The organism is Streptomyces sp. NPDC089424 (assembly GCF_044749345.1).
In the GTDB taxonomy this organism is placed as follows: Bacteria; Actinomycetota; Actinomycetes; order Streptomycetales; family Streptomycetaceae; genus Streptomyces.
Genome location: NZ_JBIVHU010000006.1, coordinates 410947 through 425527, shown reverse-complemented (window position 1 = coordinate 425527; position 14581 = coordinate 410947). Strand labels below are relative to the sequence as shown.

16 protein-coding genes and 1 tRNA gene are annotated in these 14581 nt (G+C 72.1%); 15 read left to right on the top strand and 2 right to left on the bottom strand.

The window, feature by feature from the left end:
• The first annotated feature begins 13 nt into the window (after positions 1–13).
• The 6 genes from ACIP2X_RS26795 (at position 14) to ACIP2X_RS26770 (ending at position 7244) form a co-directional block, all read left to right on the top strand.
• Positions 14–2095: a hypothetical protein gene (locus tag ACIP2X_RS26795; RefSeq protein ID WP_401677147.1), complete on the top strand. Its 2082-nt coding sequence runs from the start codon at positions 14–16 to the stop codon at positions 2093–2095.
• Between the two features lie 106 nt (positions 2096–2201).
• Complete coding sequence (gene proB, locus ACIP2X_RS26790; protein ID WP_401677145.1) at positions 2202–3329, top strand: glutamate 5-kinase; 1128 nt, start codon at positions 2202–2204, stop codon at positions 3327–3329.
• Positions 3330–3465: 136 nt separating this feature from the next.
• Positions 3466–3981, top strand: a complete 516-nt coding sequence (locus ACIP2X_RS26785) for a hypothetical protein (protein ID WP_401677143.1) — start codon at positions 3466–3468, stop codon at positions 3979–3981.
• A 72-nt stretch (positions 3982–4053) separates the two neighbouring features.
• Positions 4054–5340 carry a glutamate-5-semialdehyde dehydrogenase gene (locus ACIP2X_RS26780; RefSeq protein WP_401677141.1) on the top strand — a complete coding sequence of 429 codons (1287 nt, stop codon included), beginning with the start codon at positions 4054–4056 and terminating at the stop codon, positions 5338–5340.
• A 73-nt stretch (positions 5341–5413) separates the two neighbouring features.
• Positions 5414–6025, top strand: coding sequence for a hypothetical protein (locus ACIP2X_RS26775; RefSeq protein ID WP_401677140.1), 612 nt, complete (start codon positions 5414–5416; stop codon positions 6023–6025).
• A 136-nt stretch (positions 6026–6161) separates the two neighbouring features.
• A complete protein-coding gene (locus ACIP2X_RS26770) occupies positions 6162–7244 on the top strand; it encodes a hypothetical protein (protein ID WP_401677138.1) in 1083 nt (360 codons plus the stop codon).
• 15 nt (positions 7245–7259) lie between these two features.
• Here ACIP2X_RS26770 and ACIP2X_RS26765 read toward each other — a convergent pair whose 3' ends face one another.
• Complete coding sequence (locus ACIP2X_RS26765; RefSeq protein WP_401677257.1) at positions 7260–8408, bottom strand: M48 family metallopeptidase; 1149 nt, start codon at positions 8406–8408, stop codon at positions 7260–7262.
• A 122-nt stretch (positions 8409–8530) separates the two neighbouring features.
• Here ACIP2X_RS26765 and ACIP2X_RS26760 point away from each other — a divergent pair, with 122 nt between their 5' ends.
• From ACIP2X_RS26760 to ACIP2X_RS26720, 9 genes are all read left to right on the top strand, one after another.
• Complete coding sequence (locus ACIP2X_RS26760) at positions 8531–8680, top strand: hypothetical protein (protein WP_401677136.1); 150 nt, start codon at positions 8531–8533, stop codon at positions 8678–8680.
• A 111-nt stretch (positions 8681–8791) separates the two neighbouring features.
• Positions 8792–8956, top strand: a complete 165-nt coding sequence (locus tag ACIP2X_RS26755) for a hypothetical protein (RefSeq protein WP_401677134.1) — start codon at positions 8792–8794, stop codon at positions 8954–8956.
• Between the two features lie 32 nt (positions 8957–8988).
• The gene (nadD, locus tag ACIP2X_RS26750) at positions 8989–9615 is read left to right on the top strand and encodes a nicotinate-nucleotide adenylyltransferase (RefSeq protein WP_401677132.1); all 627 of its coding nucleotides are present in this window, start codon (positions 8989–8991) and stop codon (positions 9613–9615) included.
• 16 nt (positions 9616–9631) lie between these two features.
• Positions 9632–11332 (top strand): LytR C-terminal domain-containing protein, encoded by a 1701-nt coding sequence (locus tag ACIP2X_RS26745; RefSeq protein WP_401677130.1) that lies wholly within the window; start codon positions 9632–9634, stop codon positions 11330–11332.
• Between the two features lie 68 nt (positions 11333–11400).
• Positions 11401–11847 carry a ribosome silencing factor gene (rsfS, locus tag ACIP2X_RS26740; RefSeq protein WP_401677128.1) on the top strand — a complete coding sequence of 149 codons (447 nt, stop codon included), beginning with the start codon at positions 11401–11403 and terminating at the stop codon, positions 11845–11847.
• A complete protein-coding gene (locus ACIP2X_RS26735) occupies positions 11838–12515 on the top strand; it encodes a histidine phosphatase family protein (protein WP_401677255.1) in 678 nt (225 codons plus the stop codon). The genes rsfS and ACIP2X_RS26735 overlap by 10 nt, the downstream gene beginning before the upstream one ends.
• Before the next feature lie 120 nt (positions 12516–12635).
• A tRNA-Ala gene (locus ACIP2X_RS26730) sits at positions 12636–12708 on the top strand.
• A 205-nt stretch (positions 12709–12913) separates the two neighbouring features.
• Complete coding sequence (locus tag ACIP2X_RS26725; RefSeq protein WP_189698385.1) at positions 12914–13090, top strand: hypothetical protein; 177 nt, start codon at positions 12914–12916, stop codon at positions 13088–13090.
• 3 nt (positions 13091–13093) lie between these two features.
• Complete coding sequence (locus tag ACIP2X_RS26720; RefSeq protein WP_356572862.1) at positions 13094–13327, top strand: hypothetical protein; 234 nt, start codon at positions 13094–13096, stop codon at positions 13325–13327.
• Here the strand turns inward: ACIP2X_RS26720 and ACIP2X_RS26715 are convergent.
• Complete coding sequence (locus tag ACIP2X_RS26715) at positions 13306–14496, bottom strand: glycosyltransferase 87 family protein (RefSeq protein WP_401677125.1); 1191 nt, start codon at positions 14494–14496, stop codon at positions 13306–13308. The genes ACIP2X_RS26720 and ACIP2X_RS26715 overlap by 22 nt on opposite strands.
• Positions 14497–14581 lie beyond the last annotated feature (85 nt).

Genomic DNA, 14581 nt, shown 5'->3' with positions numbered 1-14581 from the left:
GAGCAGGTTCTTCGTGATCTCCACCGCTATACGCGTCGCCCGGGTGGGCAGCACGGCCGAGCTGGCCGCGGCGGCCCTCGTGCTCCTCGGCTACCCCTGCCTCATGCTGGCCGCGCTCGCGCCGAGCGTCCCCGCCTTCGCCGTCGCGGCCGCCGTGACCTACCTGGCCGACCACTATCTGCACCGCCGGGGCAGCTACCTGGTCAACCGGCTCAGCAAGGTCCGGGCCGGACTGTCGATCCGCTTCCTGATCCGGCAGCTGCTGCTGGTCCTGCTGCTGGCCCGGCTCTCCCTCTCCGACAACCTGCTCTTCTACGGCGCGGTCGGCTGCTTCATCGGCTTCTACGGTCTCCAGGCCCCGCACGGCGCCCTGGTCACCCTGATCCGCAACCGCCGCCGGCTGCCGGTCGCCACCCGCAACGTCGATCTCGGCTCACGGGTCCGCGTCCCCGACGCCCCGCCGCGCCGCCTGCTGCACCGCTCGGCGGAGAAGATGCTGCACCTCGACCTCGCCGCGTTCGTCGGCGTGCTGATCTCCGCGGCCGCCGACTCGGCCGTGGCCGGCTTCGTGGGCATCGGCGTCACGCTAATCCTGGGCTGCGGCTACGTCCTCGCGCTGATGCCCTACGTGCGCGGGCGGCGGGTGCCGGACCGCCCGGACGCCGTGCTGGCCGCCGTCGACGACTGGCTGCGCGCCCACCGGCCGGAGACGGTGCTGTACTTCTCCGGCTCCAAGGACTCGGCGTACCAGGTCAACATGTGGCTGGAGACGATGGAGCGGCTGGAGACCAGGCCGCTGGTCATCCTGCGGGAGCGGGTCATCCTGCAGAACCTCGCGCCCACCACGGTCCCCGTGATCTGCGTGCCCGGCGGCGTGCATCTGATGAACATGGACCTGTCCACCGTGCGGGTCACGCTCTACGCGGCGAACGTCGGCAAGAACATCCACATGCTGCGTGTCCCGACCATGAAGCACGTCTTCATCGGCCACGGCGACAGCGACAAGCTGGCCAGCGTCAACCCGTTCAGCAAGGTGTACGACGAGGTGTGGACCGCCGGCCGCGCGGGCCGCGACCGTTACGCGCTCGCCGACGTCGGTGTCCGCGACGAGGACGTCGTGGAGGTGGGCCGCCCGCAGCTGGCGCCGATCCGGACCTGGGAGGGCGTGCACGAGGACCGCGTGCCCACCGTGCTGTACGCCCCGACCTGGGAGGGCTGGGACGACAACCCGGGCAACACCTCGCTCCTGCGCGCGGGCGAGAACATCGTGCGGCGGCTGGTCACCGCCGACCCCCCGGTGCGCGTGCTGTACAAGCCGCACCCCTTCACGGGCACCCGCAGCGCCGAGGCCAAGGCGGCCCACCGGCGGATCACCGCGCTGGTCGCGGAGGCATCCGCGCTGCGCGCCGCCGACCCGGCCTTCACCGACACCGCCGGCATCGCGGAGCGCAACGCCGCCCGGGCCGAACTCGCCCGCATCGACGCCCGGCTCGCCGCACTGTCCGCCGGGACCGGCAGGACACGGGGCGACGAGGCCGAGGCCACGCGTGAGGGGATGACCGACCTCGCGCGGCACCAGGAGGTCGCCCGGCTGCGCGCCGAGCGGAACGAGGCCTACTGGCGCTCCTTCCCGTCGTACGAGCACCGTGTCGTGACGGGCGCCGAGCCGCGTCTGTACGACTGCTTCAACGTCTGCGACGCGATGGTCTCCGACATCTCCAGCGTGGTCTCCGACTTCCTCGCGAGCGGCAAGCCGTACGCGGTGACGGACTCGGCCGGGCTGGGCGCCGAGGAGTTCAGGCGGCAGAACACCGCCGTGCGCGCCGCGGTGATCCTCACGAACGACGCCGCCGGGCTGGACGCGCTGCTGGCGGCGGCCCGCGACCCGGCGGCCGACGTACTGGCCGAGGACCGCAAGGAGCTGAAGCGGTATCTGCTGGGGCCCGACGAGCCGAAGTCGATCGACCAGTTCAACACGGCGGTGGGAGACCTGGCGCTGAAGGCGCTGACCCGCAATCTCGGCCAGGAGTCGCGCGCCGCGGCCGGGGCCGTGGAGGAGGTCGAGCCGGAGGACGCCGGACAGCCGGCCGTCTAGGGCCGCTCCCGCTGTCCGGACGCTGGACCGATGCGCGCAGGGCGATCCGCTTCGCGTAGATTGCGAGGCCGGGGCACACGTACCGACCGAGGGGGCCCGGAGCAAGGTGGCAGGGGCAAGGCAGGCCGTGCACGAGGCCCGCAGGATCGTCGTCAAGGTGGGTTCCTCGTCACTGACCACCGCCTCCGGCGGGCTGGACGCGGACCGGGTCGACGCCCTCGTCGATGTCCTCGCCAAGGTCCGCAGCGGTGGTGAGCGGGAGATCGTGCTGGTCTCCTCGGGTGCCATCGCCGCCGGGCTCGCCCCGCTGGGCCTGCGCCGCCGTCCCCGGGACCTGGCCCGCCAGCAGGCCGCCGCCAGCGTCGGCCAGGGACTGCTCGTCGCCCGCTACACCGCCTCCTGCGCCCGCTACGCCGTCCGCGTCGGCCAGGTGCTGCTCACCTCCGACGACATGAGCCGCCGCGCCCACCACCGCAACGCCTCGCGCACGTTGGACAAGCTCCTCGCGATGGGCGCCCTGCCCGTCGTCAACGAGAACGACACCGTCGCCACCGACGAGATCCGCTTCGGCGACAACGACCGGCTCGCGGCGCTCGTCGCCCATCTGGTCCACGCCGATCTGCTGGTCCTGCTCTCCGACGTGGACGGGGTCTACGACGGCGACCCCGCCAGGCCCGGCACCTCGCGGCTGGCGGAGGTGCGCGGCCCGGCGGACCTCGCCGGTGTGGAGATCGGCAGCACCGGCAAGGCCGGCGTCGGCACCGGCGGCATGGTCACCAAGGTCGAGGCCGCCCGGATCGCCGCCGCGGCGGGCATCCCCGTGGTCCTCACCAGCGCGATCCACGCCGCCGACGCGCTGAACGGCCAGGACACCGGCACGTTCTTCCACCCCACCGGCAAGCGCTCCGCCGACCGGCTGCTGTGGCTCCAGCACGCCTCCGCACCGCAGGGAGCGCTGACGCTGGACGACGGCGCCGTGCGCGCGGTCGTCGAGCGCCGCACCTCGCTGCTGCCGGCCGGGATCGCCGCCGTCGAGGGCGAGTTCAGCGCGGGCGACCCGGTCGAACTGCGGGACACCGGCGGGCGCGCGGTGGCGCGGGGGCTGGTCAACTTCGACGCCAAGGAGATCCCCCTGCTGATCGGCCGCTCCACCCGGGAGCTGGCGCGCGACCTGGGCCCCGCGTACGAGCGGGAGGTCGTCCACCGCGACGACCTGGTGATCCTGCACCACTGACGCGGCCCGGCGCGCAGCCGAAAACGGGGGGAACGCCCCGCAAAAGCCGCCGCTCTGAGGTGGACGTTCCGCAAAACCGCCCCGCGATCCCGTGGGGCCTGCTCAACTTTGTCTCAGAGGCAGATTCCGCACGGGCATGGCTCGACCCCTGCTCGACCATCGTGTAAAGGAGGCCGTCGTGAGACGAGTGCGCCCTGGGACAGCGTCCCGCGGCGGTGCCGGTGGAGCCTCCTCCCGCCCCGTGGGCGAGGAGCGGGCCCTCACGAGCGTCGCCGCCGGTGACCGCTACCCGGGCGAGGAGCCGGAGGACGTGCCCCGGCTGTGGCACGTCACCCTCAGCGTCTCCGGCGAGGCGGCCCCGCTGCCGGAGCTCCGGCGCGCCCTGGAACAGCTCGCCCACGACCACCCCTTCCTGCTGACCAGCAGATACGCCGACGACCACGCGGAGATCCGGTACTGGGAGGAGGCCCGCGACCTGCACGACGCGGCCGCCGTCGCCCTGCGCCTGTGGGGCGAGCACCGCCAGACCGCCGGGCTGCCGGCGTGGGAGATCGTCGGCCTGGAGGTCATCGACCGGGTCACCTACCACCAGCGCATCTCCGAGGGCTACGGACCGCTGCCCGCGTCACCCGTGGGCGTACATCCCTTTTGACGACCTTGCGGGCGTGTCTCGGGGTTTGGGATGACCCCCGGACCGGCCGGTGCGGCGCACTACGCTTCCCTCATGACCACGCTTTCGCCGTACGACTCCATGTCCCCGGTCACCCGGGCCGCCTACCGCGCCAAGGCCGCCGCCGCCGACCTCGCGCCGCTGCCGCGGGCCGTGAAGGACGACGCGCTGCTCGCGGTGGCGGACGCCCTGGAGGTCCGTACGAACGAGATCGTCGAGGCCAACGCCAAGGACGTGGCCAAGGCGCGCGAGGCCGGCACCAGTGAGGCCGTCGTGGACCGGCTGACCCTCACCCCGGAGCGCGTGCGGGCCATCGCCTCCGACGTCCGGGACGTGGTCGCGCTGCCCGACCCGGTCGGCGAGGTGGTTCGGGGCTCGACCCTGCCCAACGGCATCGACCTGCGCCAGGTGCGGGTGCCGCTGGGCGTCGTCGGGATCATCTACGAGGCCCGCCCGAACGTCACCGTGGACGCCGCCGCGCTCTGCCTGAAGTCCGGCAACGCCGTCCTGCTGCGCGGCTCGGCCTCCGCCTACGAGTCGAACACCGCCCTCGTACGGGTGCTGCGCGACGCCGTGGGCGGCGCCGGGCTGCCCGCCGACGCGGTGCAGCTGGTGCCCGGAGAGAGCCGCGAGAGCGTGCGCGAGCTGATGCGGGCGCGCGGCCTGGTCGACGTGCTGATCCCGCGCGGCGGGGCCTCACTGATCCGCACGGTCGTCCAGGATTCCACCGTCCCCGTGATCGAGACCGGCACCGGCAACTGCCACGTCTACGTCGACGCCGACGCCGACCTCGACACGGCCGTGGAGATCCTGATCAACTCCAAGGCGCAGCGGGTGAGCGTCTGCAACGCCGCCGAGACGCTGCTGGTGCACCGGGACATCGCCGACCGGTTCGTGCCGCTGGCCCTGGAAGCCCTCGCCGAGGCCGGGGTGACCGTGCACGCCGACGAGCGGGTGATGGCGTACGCGAAGGACAGCAAGGCGACCGTCGTCGAGGCGACCGCCGAGGACTGGGAGACCGAGTACCTGTCGTACGACATCGCCGCGGCGGTCGTGGACTCCCTGGACAAGGCCGTCGAGCACATCCGGCTGTGGACCTCCGGCCACACCGAGGCCATCGTGACCACCTCCCAGCAGGCCGCCCGCCGCTTCACCCAGCTGGTGGACTCCACCACCGTCGCGGTCAACGCCTCCACCCGTTTCACCGACGGGGGCCAGTTCGGCTTCGGCGCCGAGATCGGCATCTCCACGCAGAAGCTGCACGCCCGAGGGCCGATGGGGCTGCCGGAGCTGACCAGCACCAAGTACATCGTGACCGGGGACGGCCACGTACGGCGCTGAGGCGCGCGACCCCGGCGCACGCGGCCGGGAGAGGTCCCGGCGGCCGGATGAATTTCCATACCGTCTGCCCAAATTGACCCCCCAGGTCTACTCTGGATACGTGCCGGAGGACGTGGGGGGCACGCCGTTCCCTGACGGCTGGGAGCCCGACGACGACCACGACCGCGGGGTGTCGGACGAAGAGTTCGCCTCCGTGGTCTTCGACGAGGCCTTCGTACGGGCGGCCGCGGTGCACGAGCCGACCGCCGTCGAACGCCTGCTGGCCGCGGCGCAGGCAAGGGCCGAGGCGTCCGAGGCGGAGGCCCGCAGGGCACACGGCCGGGGCGAGCGCTACGACGACGGGTACGACCCCGACCCCCGCGGTCTCGGCCACGACCCGGACTTCGACGACCTGGACGACTTCGACGAGGTCCTCGACGACCCCGACGGCCCCGACGGCCCCGCGGGGCCCTACGGGAAACAGGTCCGCTGGCATCGCCCCGTCGCCTGGCTGCTCGCGTTCGTGATGGGTGTCGGCATGGTCGTGCTGGCCTTCGCCGCGGTCTACCGGGGCGCCTCGTCGCAGCGTCAGGACCCGGTCCCGCCGCCTGCCTCGACCGGCCTGGAGCACGGCACGTCGGCGGCGCCCTCCGCGTCCGCCGGCCACTCCCGGCCGGCCGTCTCCGCGGTGCCGCGCACCCCCTGAGCGGCCGGTTCGCGAGGCCCGGCCGCGGGGCTTCGGCGCAGGCCCGGACAGCGGTCCGCAGACCTGGTGAGTACCTGTCAGAAGTTGTCGCGGGGCGCGGCGTTTACCGGGGCTTGCGGAGACCTACTCTGAAGATATGGGCGGGCCCGGAGAACCACCTGAGGGGACACCCGACGGCGCCTCCAACGGAGCGGACGACGAATACCGATCCGTGGTGTTCGACGAGTCGTTCGTCCGCGCTGCCCGCCTCCAGGAGTCCTCGGCCCAAGAACGCGTGGGCGACCACGCGCCCGCCGTGCGCCGCCGCCCGCCCCTGCGCCGGACGAGGAGCCGGGGCCTGCCCCGACAGGCCCTGATCCTGGTGCTGCTGATCGCGGTGGCCTTCGGTACCGCCATCTACCTGGGCGTACGGCATCCGTACCAGAGCTCGGGGAGCGGTCGGCCCGCCGAACCGCTGCGGATGACCGTCATCCCGCTCTCCCCGCGCGGCAGGGTCCCGGGCGCCACCGATCCCGAACAGTTGTACGCCAACAGTCCCGCCGCCCAGCTCCGCGTCGGCGCCGACGGCATCGCGCTCCCGGCCGCACGGCGCACCGCGAACTTCTCCGACTCCCAGGTCGTCACCGCCCTGACGACGGCGAAGGACTACCTCGTCCGCTCCTCGCTCTATCCCGACGTGCTCACCGGCGGGCAGACCAGACCGGTGCGGGTGCTGCTCGACCCGGATCAGCTGGAGCAGTTCGACCAGAGCTTCGCGCTGCCGACCGCCGACGGCCGGCACGCCCCGCTCGGCTGGCTGGTGCGCTTCGACCCGGCCCGGGCCGAGCTCGCCGACCGCAAGATCCGGGTGCGGGGCTCGCTGGAGGCCACCGAGGCCGACCCGTCCACCCTCGAAGTCAGCACGGACCACACGTTCGTGTACGCGCTGCGACCGGCCGGGGCCGGGGACGGGGCCGAGGCGTCGCTGTTCACCGTCCGGCGCGAGCTGCGCTTCCGCTTCGACCGCGAGGACCTGCGGCTGCACCAGGCCGAGGTGGTCGCCTCGATCCTCCAGGCCGGTCCGCTGTCCTGCGCCGACGACGCCACCAACCACCTGCGTCCGCTGCTCGCGGGCCGCACCGCCGAGGCGGGCGGCCCGGCGGGCACCGATCCGTACGCGCCCCGGGGGGCCGTGGCACTGTGCGGGACGCTGGCGGACAGCGCGCAGCCCCGGACGTAGCGGGCCGCGAGGGGGTCAGTCCTCGTCGCGGGGCGGTTCCTTCGACGAGGGGCCGGCCGGCCCGCCGGACCCCGAGGAGCCGTTGGAGCCGCCCGCGCCCGGGGAGCCCGACGCGCCGGAGGAGCCCGCGAACCCGCCGAAGCCCCGTCGCACCCTGCTGCCGAGGTCGCCGGCGCCGCCCGCGATGTCCGTGACCAGCTTCATCAGCGGGTCCTTGCTGTCGCGCACCTGCCCGGCGTAGCTGGCCGCCGACTCGCGGAAGGAGTCGGTGACCGAGGTGTCCTTGTCCTCGCCGCGCCGGGGGTAGTGACCGTCCATGATCCGCTGGAAGTCGCGGGAGGCCGCCCACTTCTTCAGCTCGGCCGCGCGGATCGTGGCGAACGGGTGGGAGCGGGGCAGTACGTTGAGGATCTTCAGCACGGAGTCGCGCAGGTCGCCGCCCGCCTCGTACTCATCGGCCTGCTCCAGGAAGGCGTCCACGTTCATCTCGTGCAGATGGTTGCCGCCGGCGAGCTTCATCAGGCCGCGCATCGACGCCTGGAGGTCCTGCCCGACCAGCAGCCCGGCCCGGTCGGCGGACAGCTCCGACTTGCGGAACCACTCGCGCAGCGCGGTCACGATGGCCATGACCGCGACGTTGCCGAGCGGTATCCAGGCGACCCGCAGGGCGAGGTTGGTCAGGAACAGCAGCACCGTGCGGTACACGGAGTGGCCGGACAGGGCGTGGCCCACCTCGTGGCCGACGACCGCCCGCATCTCCTCCTCGTCGAGCAGCTCGACGAGCCCCGTGGTCACGACGATGATCGGCTCGTCGAGACCGATGCACATCGCGTTGGGCAGCGGGTCCTGGTTGACGTACATCGGCGGGACCTTCTTCAGGTCCAGGATGTAGCAGGCGTCCCGCAGCATGTCGTGGAGATGGGCGAACTGGCGGTCCGAGACCCGCACCGAGTCCGACAGGAACAGCAGCCTCAGACTCCGCTCGGGCAGCAGGCCGCTGAGCGCCTTGAAGACCGTGTCGAAGCCGCTCAGCTTGCGCAGCGCGACCAGGGCGGAGCGGTCCGCCGGGTGCTCGTACGCGCGCGAGGAGATGTCCGGGAAGCGCCTGCGCTGCCTGCTCGGCACCTTCTCGAAGCCGCCCTGCTGACTGCCGTCGTCGGACATGTGGTCCCCCATGTGCGTCGGTGTGCCCTGGTGTGTGCGCCGTGTTGCCGTACGCCCCCGAAGCAAGCTCCAGCCTAGGCGGAGATACCGTGGTCGGGCAGTACGACGAAGGAGTCCGCACCATGCAGTACATCGCCGCGACCGACTGGTTCAGCGCCGCTCAGGAACAAGGGGCGGGGAATCTCCTCCGGGTCGTACTGATCGTGATGGTCGTCGGCTGTGTGCTGACGGGGTGGTTCCTGCTTCGGGGCTACAGGCGGAAGGACGACTGAGCGCCCGGGAAGGTTGCCCGACGGCGGAGTCGGCGTGAGCGTGGCCGAGGCGCCCGCTTACGATGAGCCGACCGTCTTTATCCCGCCCACACGCGATAGGTTCTGCCGAAGATGAGCTTCCACAGCGCCGCTGCCCAGTTGGTCACTCTCGCCGCCGAGGGCGAGGAGCACGGCGGCAACCACGAGAGCCTCAGCCCTTTGCTCACCGGCGGTGGCGCGTTCATCGCCCTGTTGCTGCTGCTGTGGATCACCACGCGCTTCAACCGCGACCGCTGACTCCACGGACCGGGCCGGTAGGGTCTGCACGCATGGGAGAGCAGGACATGCCTACCGGCCCGTCGACCCCGGCCAAGCGCCGCCTCGGCGTCATGGGCGGGACGTTCGACCCGATCCACCACGGGCACCTGGTCGCGGCCAGTGAGGTGGCCGCGCAGTTCCACCTCGACGAGGTGGTGTTCGTACCGACCGGGCAGCCGTGGCAGAAGACCGACCGCAGTGTCTCCCCGGCCGAGGACCGCTATCTGATGACGGTCATCGCGACCGCCGAGAACCCGCAGTTCTCGGTGAGCCGTATCGACCTCGACCGCGGGGGCCCCACGTACACCGTGGACACCCTGCGTGACCTGCGCTCCCTCAATCCCGACACGGACCTGTTCTTCATCACCGGCGCGGACGCCCTCGCCCAGATCCTGACCTGGCGCGACAGCGAGGAGCTGTTCTCCCTCGCGCACTTCATCGGGGTCACGCGGCCGGGGCACGTCCTGACCGACGCCGGGCTCCCGGAGGGCGGCGTCTCGTTGGTCGAGGTTCCCGCCCTCGCCATCTCCTCCACGGACTGCCGTGCGAGAGTCGCCAAGGGCGATCCTGTCTGGTATCTGGTGCCCGACGGAGTCGTGCGCTACATCGCAAAGCGACAGCTGTACCGCGGCGAGTGAGCCGAGAGGGGCACCGGTGAACGACCGATACGACGCGGGGTACGGGGACGAGCAGTACGAACTCGTCGGCTACGACGAGTACGGCCGGCCCGTCTACCGGCAGGTGCCGGCCCAGCGGCAGGCACCGCAGCAGTACGACCCCTACGCGCAGCAGCAGGGCTACGGCTACGACCCGTACGCCACCGGACAGCAGCAGCCGGTGCCGCCGTACGACTTCGGCACCGGCCAGCAGCCGCCCGTGACCCCGTACGACACCTACGACGGGTACGACCCCTACGGGCAGACCGCCACCAGCGGGCAGCAGCCGCGCGTCGCCGAGCAGACGGCGTACATCCCGCAGCAGGCCCGGCCGGCCGACCACGGACAGCGCCAGGACCCGGGGCCGGGCGCCCCCGGCCCCGGGGGCGGGTATCCCGGTCACGACGACGGCGATGACCGGGACTACCGGACGGAGCAGTTCGCCTTCGTCGAGGAGCCCGACCAGGACTCCGAGGACGTCATCGACTGGCTGGCGTTCACCGAGAACCGCACCGAGCGCCGCGAGGAGGCCAAGCGCCGCGCCCGCAGCCGCCTGACCGCCCTGGTCGTCGTGCTGGCCCTGGTCGCGGCCGGCGGAGTGGGCTACCTCTGGTACGCCGGGAAGCTGCCCGGCCTGTCCGCGCCCGCGGACAAGAAGGGCGGTACGACCTCCGTCGCGGCGCAGAAGCGCGACGTGATCGTCGTGCACCTGCACGACACCAAGAAGGGCGGCACCGCAACGGCGCTGCTCGTCGACAACGCCACCACCAAGCAGGGCACCACCGTCCTGCTGCCCAACTCGCTCGCCCTGTCCGGCGACGACGGCACCACGACGCTGGCGAAGTCGGTCGAGGACGACGGGTCCTCCGGCACCCGCGAGGCCCTCGACACCGTCCTCGGCACCTCCATCCAGGGCACCTGGCGCCTGGACACCCCCTACCTGCAGAACCTCGTCGACCTCGTCGGCAACGTCGAGGTGGACACCGACGCCGACGTGCCCGACCCGGCCGCCGAGAAGAAGGGCGAGGCGCCGCTGGTCAACAAGGGCGAGGGCCAGACCCTCAGCGGCAAGATGGCCGTCGCCTACGCCACCTACCGCGCCCCGGGGGAGCCGGCGAACGCGCAGCTGGAGCGGTTCGGGCAGGTCATGCACGGGGTGCTGCGCAAGGTGTCGTCCGACACCCAGGCCGCCACGACCACCGTGCAGACGCTGGCGCAGATCCTCGACCCGTCGCTCACCGACAAGGACCTCGGCACCTTCCTCGCCAAGCTCTCCGACCTCGCCAAGAGCGGCGACTTCAAGACCGCCGTGCTGCCCGTGCAGAGCGACGGCACGCTCAGCGCCGAGGCGAGCGACAACGTCGTCAAGGACGTCCTCGGCGGCACCGCGAAGAGCCCCGACCAGGGCGCGGCCGTCCGGGTCTCGGTGCAGAACGCCACCGGAGTGAAGGACAACGCGGAGAAGGCCCGCGTGGTGCTCCTGAACGGCGGCTTCACCTTCCTGGAGGCCGGCGCGGCGAGCACCGCCCGGTCCACGTCCGAGGTCACCTACGCGGACGCCGCCGACAAGCAGGACGCCGTCGAGGTCGCCAAGACCCTCGGCCTGCCCGACAGCGCGGTCACCAAGGGTGAGGTCTCGTCCAACGCGAACGTCTCCGTGGTCCTCGGCCAGGACTACGAGCCGGCCCCCGCCGGGTAATGCGTGAGGCGCCGTCGGTGGTCCGTGAGACCCTTGAGGTCAAGTGACCGCCGACGGAAAGCCATGCAGTGACCGCGACAGACCGTTCCCTCGATCTCATCAACACCGCCGCCCAGGCGGCCGCCGACAAGCTCGCGCACGACGTCATCGCCTACGACGTGAGCGACGTGCTGTCGATCACGGACGCCTTCCTGCTCGCGTCCGCGCCCAACGACCGCCAGGTCAAGTCGATCGTGGACGAGATCGAGGAGCGGCTCCAGAAGGAGCTGGGCGCCAAGCCGGTGCGCCGCGAGGGTGACCGGGACTCCCGCTGGATCCTGCTCGACTACGTCGACATCGTCGTGCACGTGCAGCACAGCGAGGAGCGCGTCTTCTACGCCCTGGAGCGGCTGTGGAAGGACTGCCCCGAGCTGGAGCTGCCCTCCGACGCCGAGGCCACCCGGGGCAAGGCCGCCGAGCACGCCCGGCTGAAGGCCGCCGAGGAGGCCGCCGAGACGGACGGTGACTGGCGGTGAGCACCACCGGTGAGGTCGGCGCCGGGCGGCCCGGCAGAGGCCGCCGGATCATCCTGTGGCGGCACGGCCAGACCTCCTGGAACGTGGAGCGCCGCTTCCAGGGCTCCACGGACGTCGAGCTCACCGAGGCCGGCGTCGCCCAGGCCCGCCGCGCCGCCCGCCTGCTCGCCTCCCTCAAGCCGGACGCGATCATCGCCTCCGACCTCGTGCGCGCCACGCACACGGCCGCCGAGCTGGCCACGCTCACCGGCCTGGAGGTCCACCGCGACGAGGCGCTGCGCGAGACCTACGCGGGCGTCTGGCAGGGCCTGACGCACGACGAGATCATCTCCCGCCACGGCGAGGAGTACGCCGCGTGGAAGCGCGGTGAGGCGGTGCGCCGCGGCGGCGGCGAGCTGGAGTCCGAGGTGGCCGACCGCGCCGCCCCCGTCGTGGTCGGGCACGCCGAGAAGCTGCCCGACGACGGCACCCTGGTGGTCGTCAGCCACGGCGGCACGATCCGCACGACCATCGGCCGGCTGCTCGGCCTGGAGCCCCACCACTGGGAGAGCCTCGGCGGCCTCTCCAACTGCTGCTGGTCCGTCCTCGGCGAGGGTGCCCGCGGCTGGCGGCTGCTGGAGCACAACGCCGGCACGCTCCCGGAGCCCGTCCTCGGCGACGACGACTGAGCGGGTGCGGACGCGGCGGGCATCCGGATTTCACTTTCCGGCAGGTCGCAGGCTAAAGTTCTTCTTGTTCGCCCCGCCGAGCGGGGCGAAACACCATGCGGCCGAGCCGCGTGGGGGCCAGGGGCTATAGCTCAGTTGGTAGAGCGCCTGCATGGCATGCAGGAGGTCAGGAGTTCAATTCTCCTTAGCTCCACGGACGAATCCCGTCCCCTTCGGGGGGCGGGATTTTTCGTCTTCAGGCGTTTGAGCAGGACCGGCCCGGCAGGCGTATACCTCTGTGGAGGCGACCCGGGCCGCCCGTGGCCGGACTGGTACCCAGGCGTCGCTGACCGTATTGGTCCGGCCGTGGCAGAATCAAACGGCCGGAAGGGGGCGCGGCCCGACGGGAGGGAGTAGCGATGCCTGCGAGCATCCTCGGGGAGGTCGGCCACCTCCTTGGCGAAGCGGCGTTGATACGGGACACGACCACCCGGCTCAGCTGCCCTTCCTGCGGCTCCGCGCATGTCGCCCAGGTCCTCGGCGACAACGGCGGGATCTCCTACGTGTGCACGGCCTGCGGCCACAGCTGGAGCTGATCGATGGGTGCACACAGGCGGAAGTGCGACTGGTGTGGCAGCGGTACACCGATCGTCCGCGACATGGAACCGGTGAATTCCGACTACCAGTACTGGTGCGAGGAATGCGCACGGGCGCTGATCATAAAAGGCGACCCGATCGAGACCTACCGCGAACTGGAGGGTGAGCCGATCTACGGACGGCTCCTCGAGGAGCACTGCACGCTCAAGCGGTTCTACTCCTTCGTGACGGCCTGACCCTTTCGGGTGGTGGCGGCGGCGATCACCAGAACCAGGCAGCCGGTGGCGGCGTAGAGGCCCGACAGGGCGAACTCGCCCGGGTTCTGCTGCAGTTCGGGCCGGCCGGGGGTGTGCGGCACCCACCACAGGGCGTACGAGCAGAAGACCAGGAGCGTGGCCGCGGCGGCCGCGCGGCGGTCACGGGCCGCGAGGAGCAGGACCAGCGGCACGCACCAGACCCAGTGGTGCGACCACGACACCGGGCTGACGAGCAGCGCCGTCACGCCGCAGCAGACCACCGCCCAGGCCCGCTCGCCGCGCAACTCCGCCCGCACCGCCACCGCCAGCCCGGCCACGGCCACGAGAGCCGCCACGACGGCCCACGGGGCCCCCGGGTCGGGAGTGTGCAGCAGCCGGGCCGCAACGCCGCGCAGGGCCTGGTTGGCGGTCTCCTCGGCGTGCCCGGCACGGTCCGCCCGGAACACCACGTCGGTCCAGAACCGCCAGGAGTCGCGTGGCAGGAGCGCCGCCGCGAGGAGGGTCGCCGACAGGAAGCTGCCGACGGCGCGCCCGCCGTGCCGCAGCCAGGGGCCTGCGCGGTGGCCCCGGTGCGCCACGACGGCGGTGGCGAGCAGGAGGACCGCGAAGAGCGCCGGCGTCAGTTTCACTGCGGCCGCGACACCGATGCCGACGCCCGCCCAGCGGTCGCCCGGCCGCCGGGTGAGGTCCCACAGGACGAGCACCGCGAGCAGCAGGTTGACCTGGCCGTAGCGCAGGGTCGTCCAGACCGGCTCGCACCACACCGCCACCGCCGAGGCCCACCAGACGGTCTCCACGCGCGCGTGCCCCACGAGCCGCAGGGAGAGGTGCACGAACGCCACGAGCAGGGCGAGGTTCCCGGCGGTGGCCGGCGTGCGCAGGGAGCCCGTGTCGAGAAGCGTCAGCGGGGTGAACAGCAGGGCGGCGAAGGGCGGGTAGGTGGCGGGCAGTTGGGCGGCGGTCGCGCGCAGGCCGTACAGGTCGCCGCCTGCGAGCACGGCCGCGCCCTCGGCCCGGTACACCATCAGGTCGATCATCGAGACGTGCGCGGCCCGCTGGGCCGCCCAGAAGGCCACGAAGGACAGCAGGCAGGCACCCAGGGCGACGGGCGTCCGGCGGTGGACTGCGGTGGACGTGATCACGGACACGAGGGCCGACGATATCGGTCGTATCGGTTGTATCGGCGCAGACGGGAAACGATTTGGTGGAGTGCCCGGTCGACCGTGTAATGTT